Source organism: Actinoplanes sp. NPDC026623 (assembly GCF_040638275.1).
GTDB lineage: Bacteria > Actinomycetota > Actinomycetes > Mycobacteriales > Micromonosporaceae > Actinoplanes.
The window spans coordinates 13392-27939 of the sequence record NZ_JBEZXZ010000117.1 but is presented as its reverse complement, the minus strand read 5'-3'; the positions used below and the strand labels follow the sequence as shown (position 1 = coordinate 27939).

The 14548-nt window shown below is 72.1% G+C and carries 15 protein-coding genes and 2 tRNA genes; 10 read left to right on the top strand and 7 right to left on the bottom strand.

The features are described 5' to 3' along the window. Nucleotides 1-15: 15 nt before the first annotated feature. The 4 genes from AB0F10_RS28685 to AB0F10_RS28670 all read right to left on the bottom strand — a co-directional run bounded on the left by AB0F10_RS28685 (nt 16) and on the right by AB0F10_RS28670 (nt 5311). Nucleotides 16-1020, bottom strand: a complete 1005-nt coding sequence (locus tag AB0F10_RS28685) for an endonuclease/exonuclease/phosphatase family protein (protein WP_360631661.1) — start codon at nt 1018-1020, stop codon at nt 16-18. A 53-nt stretch (nt 1021-1073) separates the two neighbouring features. Next, the gene (locus AB0F10_RS28680; RefSeq protein ID WP_360631658.1) at nt 1074-2528 is read right to left on the bottom strand and encodes a hypothetical protein; all 1455 of its coding nucleotides are present in this window, start codon (nt 2526-2528) and stop codon (nt 1074-1076) included. A gap of 123 nt (nt 2529-2651) precedes the next feature. Continuing rightward, a complete protein-coding gene (locus AB0F10_RS28675) occupies nt 2652-3998 on the bottom strand; it encodes a pitrilysin family protein (protein ID WP_360631655.1) in 1347 nt (448 codons plus the stop codon). Continuing rightward, nucleotides 3995-5311, bottom strand: coding sequence for a pitrilysin family protein (locus tag AB0F10_RS28670; RefSeq protein WP_360631652.1), 1317 nt, complete (start codon nt 5309-5311; stop codon nt 3995-3997). The genes AB0F10_RS28675 and AB0F10_RS28670 overlap by 4 nt, the downstream gene beginning before the upstream one ends. Before the next feature lie 281 nt (nt 5312-5592). On the opposite strand from AB0F10_RS28670, the gene arfB reads away from it, so the two are divergent. After that, nucleotides 5593-6018 (top strand): alternative ribosome rescue aminoacyl-tRNA hydrolase ArfB, encoded by a 426-nt coding sequence (gene arfB, locus AB0F10_RS28665; RefSeq protein ID WP_360631649.1) that lies wholly within the window; start codon nt 5593-5595, stop codon nt 6016-6018. A 133-nt stretch (nt 6019-6151) separates the two neighbouring features. On the opposite strand, the gene AB0F10_RS28660 is transcribed toward arfB, so the two are convergent. Then, nucleotides 6152-7090 carry a 3-methyladenine DNA glycosylase gene (locus tag AB0F10_RS28660; RefSeq protein WP_360631646.1) on the bottom strand — a complete coding sequence of 313 codons (939 nt, stop codon included), beginning with the start codon at nt 7088-7090 and terminating at the stop codon, nt 6152-6154. Between the two features lie 68 nt (nt 7091-7158). On the opposite strand from AB0F10_RS28660, the gene AB0F10_RS28655 reads away from it, so the two are divergent. After that, nucleotides 7159-7287, top strand: coding sequence for a hypothetical protein (locus tag AB0F10_RS28655; protein ID WP_360631643.1), 129 nt, complete (start codon nt 7159-7161; stop codon nt 7285-7287). A 44-nt stretch (nt 7288-7331) separates the two neighbouring features. After that, the gene (locus AB0F10_RS28650; RefSeq protein WP_360631641.1) at nt 7332-8135 is read left to right on the top strand and encodes a fumarylacetoacetate hydrolase family protein; all 804 of its coding nucleotides are present in this window, start codon (nt 7332-7334) and stop codon (nt 8133-8135) included. On the opposite strand, the gene AB0F10_RS28645 is transcribed toward AB0F10_RS28650, so the two are convergent. Beyond that, nucleotides 8090-8893 (bottom strand): TetR/AcrR family transcriptional regulator C-terminal domain-containing protein, encoded by an 804-nt coding sequence (locus tag AB0F10_RS28645; protein WP_360631638.1) that lies wholly within the window; start codon nt 8891-8893, stop codon nt 8090-8092. The two genes, AB0F10_RS28650 and AB0F10_RS28645, sit on opposite strands and share 46 nt — an antisense overlap. 55 nt (nt 8894-8948) lie before the next feature. Here AB0F10_RS28645 and AB0F10_RS28640 point away from each other — a divergent pair, with 55 nt between their 5' ends. The 4 genes from AB0F10_RS28640 (at nt 8949) to AB0F10_RS28625 (ending at nt 10851) form a co-directional block, all read left to right on the top strand. Further along, entirely contained in the window at nt 8949-9749 is an 801-nt protein-coding gene (locus AB0F10_RS28640) for an NAD(P)H-binding protein (RefSeq protein ID WP_360631635.1), read from the top strand. Nucleotides 9750-9841: 92 nt separating this feature from the next. After that, a tRNA-Gln gene (locus tag AB0F10_RS28635) sits at nt 9842-9913 on the top strand. A gap of 113 nt (nt 9914-10026) precedes the next feature. Then, a tRNA-Glu gene (locus tag AB0F10_RS28630) sits at nt 10027-10099 on the top strand. Between the two features lie 59 nt (nt 10100-10158). Beyond that, nucleotides 10159-10851: an MBL fold metallo-hydrolase gene (locus tag AB0F10_RS28625; RefSeq protein WP_360631632.1), complete on the top strand. Its 693-nt coding sequence runs from the start codon at nt 10159-10161 to the stop codon at nt 10849-10851. Nucleotides 10852-10872: 21 nt separating this feature from the next. Here the strand turns inward: AB0F10_RS28625 and AB0F10_RS28620 are convergent, their stop codons facing one another. Then, the gene (locus AB0F10_RS28620) at nt 10873-11559 is read right to left on the bottom strand and encodes an IclR family transcriptional regulator (protein WP_023561932.1); all 687 of its coding nucleotides are present in this window, start codon (nt 11557-11559) and stop codon (nt 10873-10875) included. Nucleotides 11560-11608: 49 nt separating this feature from the next. Here AB0F10_RS28620 and leuC point away from each other — a divergent pair, with 49 nt between their 5' ends. The 3 genes from leuC to AB0F10_RS28605 all read left to right on the top strand — a co-directional run. Then, nucleotides 11609-13054, top strand: a complete 1446-nt coding sequence (leuC, locus tag AB0F10_RS28615) for a 3-isopropylmalate dehydratase large subunit (protein WP_360631629.1) — start codon at nt 11609-11611, stop codon at nt 13052-13054. A gap of 15 nt (nt 13055-13069) precedes the next feature. Next, complete coding sequence (gene leuD, locus AB0F10_RS28610; RefSeq protein ID WP_360631626.1) at nt 13070-13657, top strand: 3-isopropylmalate dehydratase small subunit; 588 nt, start codon at nt 13070-13072, stop codon at nt 13655-13657. A 177-nt stretch (nt 13658-13834) separates the two neighbouring features. After that, on the top strand, nt 13835-14548 hold a 714-nt coding region (locus AB0F10_RS28605; protein ID WP_360631623.1), incomplete at its 3' end, for an HU family DNA-binding protein.

The following is a 14548-nucleotide window of genomic DNA, read 5'->3' as shown; positions in this document are numbered from 1 at the left end:
GCCCGGCGCGCGGGGTCAGGCGGCCGGGATCCGCAGCTCCGCGACGGTCGCGCGGTGGTCGCTGCCCGGGATCTCGTGCACGCTCACCGCGCCGACGCCGAGGCGCTCGTCGGCCAGGACGTGGTCGATCGTCACCGGGGGCAGCGGACCGCCGTCGTACGGCCCCCAGGTGCCGGCCAGGCCCGCGCCGGCCGCGTCCGCGGCGTCGCGGTAGCCGCTGCCGATCAGGTCGCGCAGCGGCGCGTGGTCGAGCGTCGAGTTGAAGTCGCCGAGCAGGATCCGGGGCAGGCCCGCCGGGTCGGCGCGCGGCTCGGCGTTCAGGTCGTCGCGCCAGTCGCCCAGGATCTCGATCGAGTACGGGGCCAGCGGATGCGCCGACTCCACCACGACCGCGCCCGCCCCGGGCGGCTGGACGGTCCCGTACGCCTGGTTGAAGCCGCCGCCGTTGCGCCGCACGCCCGGGTTGGTGATCGGGAAGCGGGAGTAGAGGCCGGAGCCGCTCGCGCCGTACTCCGCGCCCAGCGACGAATAGGGCAGCAACTCGCCCAGCCCGGCCTGCGCCAGCCGGGTCTGCCCGCCCGGGCTGAACTCCTGCAGCGCCAGCACCGACACGTCGTTGGCGCGGACCAGCCGGACGATCTCCGCCGGGTCGGCGTTGCCGAAGAGCATGTTCGACGTCATCACGTGCAGCGTCACACCGTCCCGCGGGCCGCGGTCGCCGTCGGCGAGCGCCCGGGGCAGCATCACCACCGCGAACAGCGCCAGCGTCACCGCCGCGACCGCCCCGGCCAGCCAGCGCCGGGTGGCGAGCGCCGCGATCACCGGCACCACCGACCACGCCGCGACGTACGGGGTGAAGGCGAAGAGCTGCACCATCAGGCCCCGCTCCAGGCCGCCGAGCCGCAGCAGCGACCAGATCGTGCCGGGCAGCACGAGCAGCCAGAGCAGGACAAGCCAGGCGACCCGCCGGACCCGGCGCCGGACCGGTTGCGTCACGGGCGCGTCGGTGGTGATCGTCATGGCGGCGACGCTATCCGGCGGATGCCACCCTTACCGAGCGATCAAGAGGCACGTCACAGGAACGGGTTGAAGTTCTGCGCCGCCATCAGGAACCAGGAGGTCGCGCCGACGTGCTGGCGCGCGAAGTAGCCGAAGGCGAAGCCGGTGTCCAGCGCTCCGGTGGCCGCCACGATGCCGGAGCGTTCCGGCAGCGGCGTGCCGGTCCAGGTGCCGCCCTCGGCCGGGTTGGAGAGCCGGCCGCCGTCGGCGTCGGCGGTCAGGCCCACCGTCTGCCCGGCGCCGAGGTTCTGCTGCGCGATCGCGGTCTGCGTCAGCAGCCGCTTGGCCAGCGCCGCGTCGCCGCGCCCGGCGCGCCTGAGCAGCGCCAGGGCGGTGTGCCCGTTGCCCTCCAGCCAGACGGCGTCGCGGTTGTTCGGGATCGTGCTGCCGGAGACGTTGCCGGTGATGAGCCGGGCCTGGCTGCTGTAGGTCACGCCGGAGACGGTCCCGTCGGTGTTGCACAGGTTGCCGGTGACCCAGTCGACGGCCTCGCCGTGATGACCGTCGCCGATGCTCAGCAGCGCCCAGCTCTGCACGTCCTCCGGAACGTTGCCGACGTTGATCAGGTTCGGGTCCTCGCCCTCGCCGCCGAGCGTGCCGGTCCAGAGGTGCCCGTCGGCCCGGTTCCACATGGCCCGCACGAAGTTGTCCGCGACCGCGGCCCGGGCGGTCCAGTGCCGGTCCCTGGTCAGCTTGGCCAGGAGCGCGAAGAGCCCGTACGCGTCGATGTTGTGCTCTGTCGACGCCCAGTTCTGCGCGGTCTCGCCGTCGCCCTGCAGGCCGCCGTGGTAGCCGCCGTGGCGGTACGGCGACTCCCGCTCGGCGATCCAGTGGCCGAGCGCCACCGCGCCGTCGAGGTACTTGGCGATCCGGGTGTCGACGTACAACTGCGCCAGCGCGAGGGCCACCCACGCCATGTCGCCGGTCGAGGAGCCGCCGAAGCCGAACGGCGCCAGGAACGCCGCCTTGCCGTCGGCGCGCCGGAGCCCGGGGAAGCAGGGCCCGCCGCCGTAGAAGAGCATCGGGCCCGCCGCGTACGCCTGCCGTACCCGCCCGTCGGCGTGGGTCTCGTCGTTGGCCTGCGCCCAGAGCAGGGCGTCGCCGATGAGCCGGGCCCGGCGCACGTTCGCAACGGTCGGGTTGGCCAGGTAGGCCAGGGTCGCGAGCGCGTTGTCGTAGACGAACGCGGTCGTCATCAACTCGCTCTCGTTGTTGTAGCTCTGCAGCAGCCGCGGCTCGCCGCCCTTGACGTACGCGTCCTGCACCACGTCCAGGTAGTGGTAGGCGCGGCCGACCGGACCGGCCAGCGCGCGGTCCACCACGTGCCGGGGCTGGCAGGTGCCGGCGGACGCGGCCTGCGGGGCGAGCAGGGGCGCGGCGCCGGTGGCGGCCGCCGGGGCCGCGGCGGGCAGCGCCGGCAGCCGGCGCCGGGAGGACGGCACCGAAACGGCCGAGTAGTTGGTGGGCATGTCGGGGGCTCCAACGCTGGTGCGAGAGCGCTCTCACGGGAGGGCGTCGGCGCCATTGAAACCCGCCGGACACCCCGTGGCAATACGCGGGCCGCCATCAATGTGGATGACGGCCCGCCTGTCTCAGACCTCCGCGGAAACGATCTCGCCGATGCCGGCCGCCGCGAGCTCGTCGCGGATCAGCGCCGAGTCGCCCTCGACGACCAGGGTCAGCCCGTCCGGGTGCAGGTGCGCCTGCGCGGCGGACGAGACGTCGGCGACCGTCGCGTCGAGCAGGCCCTGCCGCAGCGTCGCGTAGTAGTCGTCGGGCAGGCCGTGCACCACCAGCGTGGCGAGCGAACTGGCGATCGCGCCCGGCGTCTGCATGTCGACCGTGAGCTGTCCGGCCCGCCACGTCCGGGCCACCGCCAGCTCCTCCTCGGTGACGCCGTCCTGCCAGGTCCGGGTGATCTCGCCGATCGTGTCGACGAGCGCCGGCGCGGTCACCGCCGTCTGCACCGAGGTGCTGACGCCGAACCGGCCGAACCGCCGGGTCATCGCGAAGTCGGCGCGGATGCCGTACGTGTAGCCCTTCACCTCGCGGATCAAGTGGTTGAGCCGGGAGGTGAACGCCCCGCCGAGCACCGTCGCCGCCAGGGTCAGCGGCACGTACTGCGGGTGCGCCCGCTCCGGGGCGCGGTGCCCGAGGCGCAGCGTCGACTGCACCGAGCCGGGCCGGTCGACAAGCAGCACCCGGCGGCTGGTCCCCACCGAGACGGCCAGCGGCGGCGCCGGCGTCAGCGCCGGGCCGGACGTGCCCGCGAACGCGAGCGCACCGAGCTCCGCCAGGTCGAGCCGCTCGAGGTCGCCGGCGACCAGCAGCACACCGGCCCGCCTGAACCAGGACTCGTGGAACGCGACCACGTCCTCGGCGGTCACGGCGGCCACCGACGCGGGGTCGCCGTGCAGGGGGCGGCCGTACCGCTCGCCGGTGCCGAAGAGATCCATCCGCAGTGCGGCGTCCGCGCGCGGGCCGGGCTGCGCCCAGTCCATCCGCAGCGCGGTCACCTCGTCGTCGCGCACCCGCGCGACATCGGCCGGATCCAGGCGCGGGGTCCGTGCCGCCTCCGCCAGCAGGGCGACGGCCCGCGGCAGCAGGCCCGCCGGTACGGAGACACCGACGCGGAACGCGTCCCAGTCGACCGAGGTGGACAGCTCGGCGCCCAGGCCCTCGAGGGCCAGCGCGAACGCCGCCGAGTCCCGGGCCGAGGTGCCCTCCTCCAGGCACTTGGCGAGCACGGTCGCGGTGCCCTCCCGGCCCTCGGTCTCGCGGGCGCCGCCGGCGTCGAGCAGCAGCGCGGCGGTGGCCAGGTACTGGCCCGGCATGTGCGCGGCGACGACCTCACCGCCGGCCACCGAGACCCGCTGGACGGCCGGGAAGGTGTAGGGCCGCGGCTGGCCCGCGCCGGGTCGCGTGGCAACGAGGCTCATGCTTCGGTTCCTTCCTCGGGCAGGTAGGTCAGGGTCACCCGGGACTCCGGATTGAGCGTGCGCGCGGCGTCGGCGACGTCCTGCGCCGTCACGGCCAGCCACTGCGGCAACCGGTACGCGGCGCTGGCCGCGTCGCCGAACTGGGTCGCATAGCGGCCGAGGGTGTCGGCGCGGCCACCCACAGTGGACATCTGCCGCCACCACGACGTGGTGAGCAGGGCCTTGGCCCGCTCCAGCTCCGCCTCGGTGACCGGCTCGGTGGCCATGCCGTCCAGCACCTCCGCGACACCGGCCGTCAGCGTCGCCGCGTCGATGCCGTCCTTGGCGGTGGCGGTGACGATCAGCGGCGCCGGCGCGTGCGCGAGATCGACGCCGTACGCGCCGATGTAGTCGGGCTGGGCGATCCGGGCGCCGTCGGCGAGCCGCTGGTAGAGCCGGCTGCCGCGGCCGCTGCCCAGCACGGTGGCGAGCACGGTGATCGCGTCGTACCCGGCCGTGCCGAACGGGTGGGTGCGATGCGACAGGTAGATCCGCGGCGCCGGAACGTTGCCGGTCACGGTCTCGGAGACCGGCTCGGCGGCCGGGCCGGCGAGGTGGACGCGCGGCGCCGGCGGGATGTCGGGCACCGCCTCGATCGCGCCGAAGTACTTCTCGGCGAGCGCGAAGACCGCGGCCGGCGAGGCGTCGCCGGTGACCGTCAGCACCGCGTTGTTCGGCGCGTAATACTGCTGGTGGAAGGCCTTGAAGGTGTCCAGGCTCGCGGCGTTCAGATCCTCCATCGACCCGATCGTCGCGTGGTGGTACGGGTGCCCCGGCGGATAGAGCAGCGGCAGCAGCCGCAGCCAGGCGTCGCCGTACGGGACGTTGTCGTAGCGCTGGCGGCGCTCGTTCTTGACCACCTCGCGCTGGTTGTCCAGCGTCTCCTGGGTCAGCGCCGGGACCAGGCCGCCCATCCGGTCCGCCTCCAGCCACAACCCGAGTTCGAGGTGTTCGACCGGCAGCGTCTGGAAGTAGTTGGTCCGGTCCGGGTTGGTGGTCGCGTTGAGGGAGCCGCCGGAGCCCTGCACCAGTTTCATGTGCTCGGTCTTGGCGACGTGCTGCGAACCCTCGAACATCAGATGCTCGAAGAGGTGCGCGAAGCCGGTCTGGCCGGCGGGTTCGTGCCGTGAGCCGACGTCGTACCAGAGGTTCACGCACACCACGGGCGCGCTGTTGTCCTCGCTGACGACGATGCGCAGCCCGTTGTCCAGGCGCGCGGTTTCGATGGGCCACGGATAGCCGGTCTCGGCGACCGGTACGGGCTGAGCAGACACACAACCTCCCTGTTGCGGCACCCGCCCATCGGCGGCGCCGCGTCCCAGTATCCCGTCTTCGCTGGTCGATAGGCTCCTTCGGTGCGCTTTCGGCCACTCTTGACGCCATCGGTACCCAGGGAGGTCGTTACGGCGCACCGCCCGCGCTGGGATCCCCGGCCGTGACGGTGCCGCGCAGGGCGTCGCGGAAGGCCCCTCTCCGCCGTCCGCGACCCCGTCGCCGTTTCTTGATCCACAAACTGCCTGGCGGGTGCGGCCGGTCGAGTGGGATGCTGTGCGGCGTGGCGGATGACGTGCAGGTGAGCGAGCGGCTGACAATTCCGGCCGCGGAGCTCTCCTGGCGCTTCTCGCGCTCCAGCGGACCCGGCGGTCAGGGTGTCAACACCACCGACTCGCGGGTGGAGCTGTCCTGGGACCTGGCCGGGTCGGAGATGCTGCCGGCCTCGCTGCGGGACCGGGCGGTCGAGCGGCTCGGCAACCGGCTGGTCAGCGGAGTCCTCACCGTCACCGCCTCCGAGCACCGGTCGCAGCTGCGCAACCGGGAGGCCGCGGCCGCTCGCCTGGCCGGGATCGTCGCCGGCGCCATCGCGGCGCCGCCCCGGGCCCGGCGGGCCACCCGGCCGTCGCGCGGCGCCGTCGAGCGGCGGATCGCCGACAAGAAGCGGCGCAGCAAGACCAAGCAGAACAGGCGCGCCGACTCCGACTGACGGCCCGCCGGCGGCCTGCCCGCCGGTCCGAACGCGACCGGACTCCGGTAAGTCCATTGTGGTCGCGAGGTGGGCGTCGGTGTGGATCACGGGTAGCGCCGGACGAGGACGTCCAGGAGTTCGTCGTACGGGATCAGATGTTGTGCGGGGCCACGGCCTCGCGGTTTTCGGCGGCCAGGGCGGGGCCGAGCAGTTCTTCGCAGACGCGGATGAGGCGGTGGCGCAGCGCGGCCGCGCGGCGGGCGAACTCGCGCTGCCGGGTCACGTATTCGGCCTTGCCCTCGGCGGTCTCGATCTTTACCGGCTCCTGGCCGTATGAGGACAGGTCGTAGGGGCTGGCCTGCATGTCCAGCAGGCGGATGTCGCCGGCCAGGGCGAAGCAGTCGAGCGCGAGCGCGCCGGGGACGGCGGGGCCGAGCTTGCTCGCCCACTTGTGGCAGTCCATCGCGGCGTGCAGGCAGCCGGGCTGGTCCAGGTCGACCTGGGTGGCGCGGGTCGGCTGCAGGCGGTTGAGGCCGACCGCCTCCGGGGTGAAGAAGCGGAACGCGTCGAAGTGGGTGCAGCGGATCGGGTGCTGCTCGACCACCTCGTCCGTCGCGGCCTGGCCGAGGCGCAGCGGCAGCGAGTGCCGGTGCTCCGGCTGGCGGTAGACCATCGCCCACTCGTGCAGGCCGAAGCAGCCCGAGAACGCCGGCCGCGACGCGGTCGCCGTGAGCAGGCCGTGTATGTAGCGCACGCTCTCGCCGCGGGCGTGCATGTAGGCCTCGACGTCCAGCGTGACCACGCCGTCGGGATGCGCCTTGTACCACTTCCAGGTCGAGTGCTCGGCCAGGCCGATCGGCGCCGCGGCCAGGCCGGTGCCGATGCCGGGGTGCCAGCGGCGCAGCTGGGCCGGGCGGGTGCCGTAGTAGTCGTAGAGGAAATCCTCTATGGCGTGCTTCTCGCCCTTGGCCTTGCGGGCACGGTGGCCGGCTGTCATCTCGTCGGCGCGCTCGGTGTGGGCTCGGGCCAGCGGGATCCAGCCGACCGAGGGCAGCACGGTGGTCAGCGCGTGGGTTTCGCTGATCCGCATCGCACCAGCGTATCCAGCAAGTCCACTCCTATCGAGCCTCGGCGTGGTCTGTGGTGAGGAACGCCCGAATGAGTCCGGTTGCCGCCGCGGGGCGTTCCGCGCCGGGGCTGCGTACGGGATATGTGATGTCGGCCACCCGGAGCCGCACCGCGCCGGTGCGGCGGCTGGGAACGGGCCCGGCGTTGCGCAGCGCGTAGCCTCGAACCTGCGTGTTCGTCGCTCAATGGATGGGGTTTTTTCCGTGCGTTTTGCTCGTTTTGTTCATGCCGGTGGCGTGTCCTTCGGCGTCGTCGAGGGTGAGTCGGGGGCCGGCGCCAGGGGCCTGACCGTCGCCGAGATCGGCAGCCTCCCGTTCGAGCAGGTGCGCTTCACGGGTCAGCGGTGGGCTCTCGCCGACGTCCGGCTGCTCGCGCCGATCTTCTCCAGCAAGGTGATCGGCGTCGGCCGCAACTACGCCGAGCACGCCGCGGAGCTGGGCAACGAGGTGCCGAAGGAGCCGCTGATCTTCATCAAGCCGTCCACCTCGGTGATCGGCCCGAACGACGCGATCCGGATCCCGCCGCAATCCACGCAGGTCGAGCACGAGGCGGAGCTGGCCGTCGTGATCGGCGCGACCGGCGCCCGCCGGGTGGACCGGGCCGGGGCGGAGAAGGCCATCTTCGGCTACACCTGCGGCAACGACGTGACCGCCCGGGACCTGCAGCGCAGCGACCCGCAGTGGACCCGGGCCAAGGGCTTCGACTCGTTCTGCCCGATCGGGCCGTGGATCGAGACCGAGCTCGACGTCAGCGACCTCGAGGTGCGCTGCGAGGTGGGCCGCAACCCGGACCAGATGGAGATGCGCCAGCTCGGCCGGACCAAGGACATGGTCTTCGACGTGCCGACCCTGGTCTCCTACGTGTCGCACGTCATGACGCTGCTGCCCGGCGACATCATCCTGACCGGCACGCCGGCCGGGGTGGGCCGGATCGTCTCCGGCGAGACCGTCTCGGTGACCGTTCAGGGCATCGGCGAGCTGCGCAACCCGGTCGTGTCGCTGGACTGAGGCTCGGATTCCCGCTCGATCCCGTCGAGGATGAGCCGCAGGCCGTGGGCGAACGCGTCCGCGGCCTGCTGATCCGGCCCGCGGTCGAAGCCGCCGGCGTTCCACAGCTGCGTCATCGAGGGGTGCTGCTCGACGTCGAACCACTGCTCCCACAGCTGCCCGCGCTGACCCCACCAGGCGTCGTTGGACTGGCCGCCGTCCCGGCGCAGCTGGGCGTTCTCGCCCTCGTGCCGGGCCGCGGCCGTCACGAACATGGTGATGGTCACCGCCGCCGTGTTGCGCCGCTCGACGGGCACGGCGCCCAGCGTGGAGAGCACGTACTCGCTCTCGCGCAGCATGCCGGGGCCGAGCGGCGGGCGGACCCGGGAGACGTGCGACAGCCAGGGGTGCGCGCGGTACATGGCGATCGTGCGGTCGGCGTACAGCAGGATCTGGTCTCGCCAGGTGCCGGGCCGCTCGTCGCCGGGCCCGGGCAGCAGCCGGCCGCCGAGCACGTCGTCGACCATCAGCTCGACCAGGTCGTTGCGGGACGGCACGTAGGTGTAGAGCGTCATGGTCGCGACCCCGAGCCGCGCTGCCACCCGGGCCATCGACGCCGCCGCCAGCCCCTCGGCGTCGGCGATGGCGATGCCGGCCGCCACCACGTCGTCGACGCTGAGCCGCGGCGGCCGTCCGGTGGTGGCCGGGCGCGCCGTCCGGTGCCGCCACAGCAGGGGCAGGATCCGGTCGGGATCGGTCGTTCCGCTGAACTCCGTCATCTCGTATACCCTACGAGAAGGGTTTCCGTAGCCCCTACGATAACTGGAGGACGGCATGAAGATCCTCGTTACCGGCGCGACCGGCGGGGTGGGCCGGCTGGTCGTCGACGAGTTGCTCGCGCTCGGCGCCGACGACGTCCGCGCGCTCACCGTCAACCCCGGCCGGGCCGGGCTGCCGGACGGGGTCGAGGTCGTGCGGGGCTTCCTGGGCCGGCCCGGGACCCTGCCCGCCGCCCTCGCGGGCGTCGACCGCATGTACCTGGCGCCGCTGATCGAGACCAACGCGCAGACCTGCCGGCTGGCGGCGGCCGCCGGGGTGCGGCGCATCGTCGACATGGCCGGCGCGAAGGGCGACCACTGGCAGGCGATCGAGGACGGGGTCGAGGAGTGCGGGGTGCCCTACGTGCACCTGGAGCCGGGCGAATTCATGACCAACTCGAGGATCTGGTCGGCGCAGATCGCGGCGGGTGACGTGGTCCGCGACGGCTACGGCTCGGCCGCGAACGCGCCCATCGCGTTGGGGGACATCGCGGCGGTCGCGGCCCGCTGCCTGCTCGAGGACGGGCACGAGGGCCGCTCGTACGAGCTGACCGGCCCGGAGTCGCTGACCCGGCGGCAACGGGTCGAGCAGCTCGGCGCGGTGCTGCGCCGCGAGCTCACCTACGTCGACCTGCCGCACGAGGACCTGGTGGCCCAGCTCTCCGGGGTCATGGGCGAGTACGCCCGCTGGTACGCCGACGGCCTCGCCGAGCTGTCCCGGCACCCGCAGGCGGCGGTGCCGACGGTGACCGAACTGACCGGGCGGCCGGCCACGACGTTCGCGGAGTGGGCCCGGGACAGTGACATGTTTGAGTAGTCGCGAGGTCACTCAACGTCGCGTGGTGACCCGATTTGGTCGCCACCTTGGGCTCAGGTAGAGTTTCCACTCGGTACGGCAAGCCGTACCGATGGGGTATGGGGTAATTGGCAGCCCGACTGGTTCTGGTCCAGTTAGTCTAGGTTCGAGTCCTGGTACCCCAGCGCTGCCGTGCCCGCGAGGGCCGGTGGTGCTGGACTTCTGATAGAGTTCCGCACCGTTGCTCAAGCGAAAGCGAAGGCAGCAGCAAGGCAAGATCGGAAGTTGAGCGTGTTCTGGCCCCGTCGTCTAGCGGCCTAGGACGCCGCCCTCTCAAGGCGGTAGCGAGGGTTCGAATCCCTTCGGGGCTACAAAACGCAAGCGGCCCGTGTCGATGACACGGGCCGCTTTTGTGTGCTCTGGTTTACCGGTGGCGGACATCCGTGTGCGAAGGGTCGACTTCGGCTACTTCATCCGTCCGCCCGCCGAGACCGGCACCGGCGTGCCCCGGGTCGAGCCCTGCCTCGGCTATCTCGTCGAGCATCCGGACGGCCTGCTGCTGGTCGACACCGGCATGGGCGCGGACCCGGACGTGGACGCCCACTACCGTCCGCACCGGGTCCCGGTGGCCGCGGCGCTGGCCGCCGCCGGAGCCGCGGCGCGTGACGTGCGGCACGTGGTCAACTGCCACCTGCACTTCGACCACGCCGGCGGCAACCCCGGCCTGCCGAGCCGGCCGATCTACACGCAGCGGATCGAGCTGGACGCGGCACGCACCGTGGCGGACCACACCCTGCCCCGGCTGATCGACAGCCCGGGCGCGGTCTACGTGGAGCTGGACGGCGAGGCCGAGATCCTGCCCGGGGTGGTGATCGTGCCCACGCCGGGCCACACGGCCGGCCACCAGTCCCTGGTCGTGCGCCGCCGCGACGGCACGGTGATAGTCGCGGGGCAGAGCCACGACCACGCGGCCGGCTTCACGGGCGACGTGCTCGCCGGCCGGGCCGGGCGCGACGGGGCGGGGCCGCCGCTGCCGTTTCCGCCCGCCTGGATGGACCGGCTGCTGAGCTTCGACCCGGCCCGGGTGGTCTTCGCGCACGACAACGCCGTCTGGACCCCGTGAGGCCTGGTGGCCGCGGTGCGGTCAGAGGCCGCTGAGGCGCTGTCCCGCGCGGACGACGGCCATCGCGTGGCGCTCGCCGGGCCGGCGGCCCAGCCGCTCGATCGGACCGCTTATCGAGATGGAGGCGATGACCCGCCCGGTGCGGTCGCGGATCGGTGCCGAGACGCTTGCCACACCCGGCTCGCGCTCGGCGACGCTCTGCGCCCACCCGCGCCGGCGCACCTCTGCGAGGGTCCGGCCGGTGAACTTGCAGCGCGGCAGCAGCGGCATCACGGCCTCCGGCGGCTCCCAGGCGAGCAGGATCTGCGCCGCGGAACCCGCCACCATCGGCAGCACCGAGCCCACCGGCACGGTGTCGCGCAGGCCGCTCGCGCGCTCCGCCGCGGCCACGCAGATCCGTTCGTCCGCCCGGCGCAGATAGAGCTGCGCGCTCTCGCCGGTCGCGTCGCGCAGCGCCGACAGCAGCGGCTCCGCAGCCGTCAGCAGCACGTCGGGCGCCGCGTTGGCGAGCTCACCCAGGCGCGGCCCGGGGCGCCAGCGGCCCTGGGTGTCCCGGACCAGCATCCGGTGGATCTCCAAGGCCTGTGCCAGCCGGTGCGCGGTCGCCCGCGGCAGCTTCGTCCGGTCGACCAATTCGGCAAGGCTGGCGCCGTCGACACAGGCCGCGAGGATGACCACCGCCTTGTCGAGAACGCCGACACCGCTCATACTGTGTCCCACAAGCCGAAACATACCTCCCAGAATTTAGGATGTCCAGATGGTGGGAGTCACTCCGAAGCCGAGGACCCTGGCCGAGAAGGTCTGGGACGACCATGTCGTGCGTGCTGCCGAGGGTGAGCCTGATCTGCTCTACATCGACCTGCACCTGCTGCACGAGGTGACCAGCCCGCAGGCCTTCGACGGCCTGCGACTGGCGGGCCGCACGGTCCGGCGCACCGATCTCACGCTCGCGACCGAGGATCACAACACCCCGACCGGGTACGCCGACCCGGCGTTCAACACCCGCCGCGGCGACCTGATGACGATCCTCGACACCGTTTCGCGTACGCAGATCGAGACCCTGCGCAAGAACTGCGCCGAGTTCGGCGTGCAGATCCGCTCGCTCGGCAACGTCGAGCAGGGCATCGTGCACGTGATCGGCCCGCAGCTCGGTCTCACCCAGCCCGGCACCACGATCGTCTGCGGTGACTCGCACACCGCGACGCACGGCGCGTTCGGCGCGCTGGCCTTCGGCATCGGCACCAGCGAGGTCGAGCACGTGCTCGCCACCCAGACGCTGCCGCAGGCCAAGCCGAAGACGATGGCGGTCGTGGTCGACGGGGAGCTGCACCCCGACGCGTCGGCCAAGGACCTGATCCTCGCGCTCATCACCCAGACCGGCACCGGCGGCGGCAATGGCCACATCGTGGAGTACCGCGGCGAGGCCATCCGCGGGCTCTCCATGGAGGGCCGGATGACCATCTGCAACATGTCGATCGAGTGGGGCGCCAAGGCCGGCATGATCGCGCCGGACGAGACCACCTTCGCGTACCTGCGGGGCCGCGAGCACGCGCCGCAGGGCGCCGACTGGGACGCCGCGGTCGAGTACTGGCGCACGCTCCCCTCCGACGAGGGCGCCGAGTACGACACCGTGATCCACATCGACGCCTCCACGATCCACCCGTTCGTCACCTGGGGCACCAACCCGGGTCAGGGCGCCCCGTTGAACGCCGTGGTGCCCGACCCCGAGGAGTTCGTCGAGGAGTCGGAGCGCAACGCCGCCCGCCGGGCCCTGGAATACATGGGCCTCGAGGCCGGCACGCCCCTCAAGGATGTCGCAGTCGACGTGGTCTTCGTCGGCTCATGCACCAACGGGCGCCTCGAGGATCTGCGCGCCGCCGCCGAGGTGCTGCGCGGCCACCGGGTGCACGAGGGCGTACGCATGATGGTCGTCCCGGGGTCCTACCAGGTCCGCGAGGCAGCCGAGGCCGAGGGCCTGGACAGGGTCTTCACCGAGGCGGGCGCCGAGTGGCGGTTCGCCGGGTGCTCCATGTGCCTGGGCATGAACCCGGACACGCTCAGCCCCGGCCAGCGCGCCGCCTCCACGTCCAACCGCAACTTCGAGGGCCGGCAGGGCCGCGGTGGGCGTACCCATCTGGTCTCGCCGCAGGTCGCCGCCGCCACCGCCGTGGTCGGCCGGCTCGCCGCCCCGGCAGACCTCTGAGCAGGAGCCTCAACCATGGACAAGTTCACCACCCACACCGGCACTGTCATGCCGCTGCGGCGCTCCGATGTGGATACCGACCAGATCATCCCGGCCGTGTACCTGAAGCGGGTCACCCGTACCGGCTTCGAGGACGGGCTGTTCAGCGCCTGGCGCGACGACCCCGCCTTCGTGCTCAACAACCCCGCGCACGCGGGCGCGACGATCCTGGTCGCCGGCCCCAACTTCGGTACGGGCTCCTCGCGCCAGCACGCCGTCTGGGCCCTGCGGGACTGGGGCTTCAAGGCCGTCATCGCGCCCCGCTTCGGCGACATCTTCCGGGGTAACGCCCTCAAGGAGGGTCTGCTGCCGGTGCAGCTCGACCAGAAGGCCGTCGAGGCGCTCTGGGATATGGCCGACAGTGAACCGGACAAGCAGATCACCGTGGACCTCGCCGAGCGTCAAGTGCGAGTGGACGACGCCATCTGGACCTTCCCCATCGATGATTTCAGTCGCTGGCGCCTCATGGAGGGCCTTGACGACATCGGGCTGACGCTGCGCCACGAGCAGATGATTACCTCGTACGAGAAGGACCGCCCGGCTTACCGGCCGGTGGTCGTCTGACCCCGAATTCCCTTGTCCTTGCAGGCGCTTTCGCCCTCACCGGCTCCTCGGTGGGGGCGAAATCGTTGCGACACAACGATATTTTTTGAGCAGATGTTTGTGTCTGCTGGTCAGAGGGCATACGGTGCGCGCAGAATGGCTCGCATTGGGCCAGTTCTCACGTTCGGGAGGAAACCAGTGAACAAGGCCGAGCTCGTCGAGGCGCTCGCCGCCCGACTGGGGGACCGGAAGACGGCGACAGCAGCGCTGGATGCGGTGATCAGCGAGGTGCAGAACGCCGTAACCAAGGGCGATCGCGTTGCCATTACCGGTTTCGGAGTCTTCGAAAAGCGGGCGCGCAATGCGCGTACCGCGCGCAATCCGCGCACCGGTGAACCGGTGAAGGTGAAGAAGACGTCCGTCCCCGCATTCAAACCCGGAACCGGCTTCCGGGAGATGGTCGCGAGTGGCAAGGTGGCAAAGGCCACCGCCCCGAAGAAGACCACGGGGGCAGTGAAGTCCACTGCCGCCAAGGCCACCGCGGCCCGGTCGACCGCCACGAAGACGGCGGCGGCGAAGTCCACGGCCACCAAGGCCACTCCGGCCCGGTCGACCGCCACCAAGACGGCGGCGGCGAAGTCCACGGCCACCAAGGCCGCGCCGGCCCGCACCGCCACGAAGACGGCGGCGGCGAAGACCGCCACCAAGGCGGCGACCGCCAAGGCCACGCCGGCGAAGAAGACCGCAACCAAGTCGGTGGCCACCAAGGCCGCTCCGGCCCGGTCGACCGCCACCAAGACGGCGGCGGCGAAGAAGACCACGGCCACCAAGGCCGCGCCGGCCCGCACCGCCACGAAGACGGCGGCGGCGAAGACCGCCACCAAGGCGGCGACCGCCAAGGCCACGCCGGCG

What these genes read in the sequence shown, in the direction of transcription:
- AB0F10_RS28620 (WP_023561932.1), bottom strand. Translation starts at nt 11,559, where the DNA reads ATGAGCGGTGTCGGCGTTCTCGACAAGGCGGTGGTCATCCTCGCGGCC.
- AB0F10_RS28675 (WP_360631655.1), bottom strand. Translation starts at nt 3,998, where the DNA reads ATGAGCCTCGTTGCCACGCGACCCGGCGCGGGCCAGCCGCGGCCCTAC.
- AB0F10_RS28640 (WP_360631635.1), top strand. Translation starts at nt 8,949, where the DNA reads ATGAAGATCCTCGTTACCGGCGCGACCGGCGGGGTGGGCCGGCTGGTC.
- AB0F10_RS28680 (WP_360631658.1), bottom strand. Translation starts at nt 2,528, where the DNA reads ATGCCCACCAACTACTCGGCCGTTTCGGTGCCGTCCTCCCGGCGCCGG.
- AB0F10_RS28685 (WP_360631661.1), bottom strand. Translation starts at nt 1,020, where the DNA reads ATGACGATCACCACCGACGCGCCCGTGACGCAACCGGTCCGGCGCCGG.
- leuC (WP_360631629.1), top strand. Translation starts at nt 11,609, where the DNA reads ATGGTGGGAGTCACTCCGAAGCCGAGGACCCTGGCCGAGAAGGTCTGG.
- AB0F10_RS28660 (WP_360631646.1), bottom strand. Translation starts at nt 7,090, where the DNA reads ATGCGGATCAGCGAAACCCACGCGCTGACCACCGTGCTGCCCTCGGTC.
- leuD (WP_360631626.1), top strand. Translation starts at nt 13,070, where the DNA reads ATGGACAAGTTCACCACCCACACCGGCACTGTCATGCCGCTGCGGCGC.
- AB0F10_RS28655 (WP_360631643.1), top strand. Translation starts at nt 7,159, where the DNA reads ATGAGTCCGGTTGCCGCCGCGGGGCGTTCCGCGCCGGGGCTGCGTACG.
- AB0F10_RS28645 (WP_360631638.1), bottom strand. Translation starts at nt 8,893, where the DNA reads ATGACGGAGTTCAGCGGAACGACCGATCCCGACCGGATCCTGCCCCTG.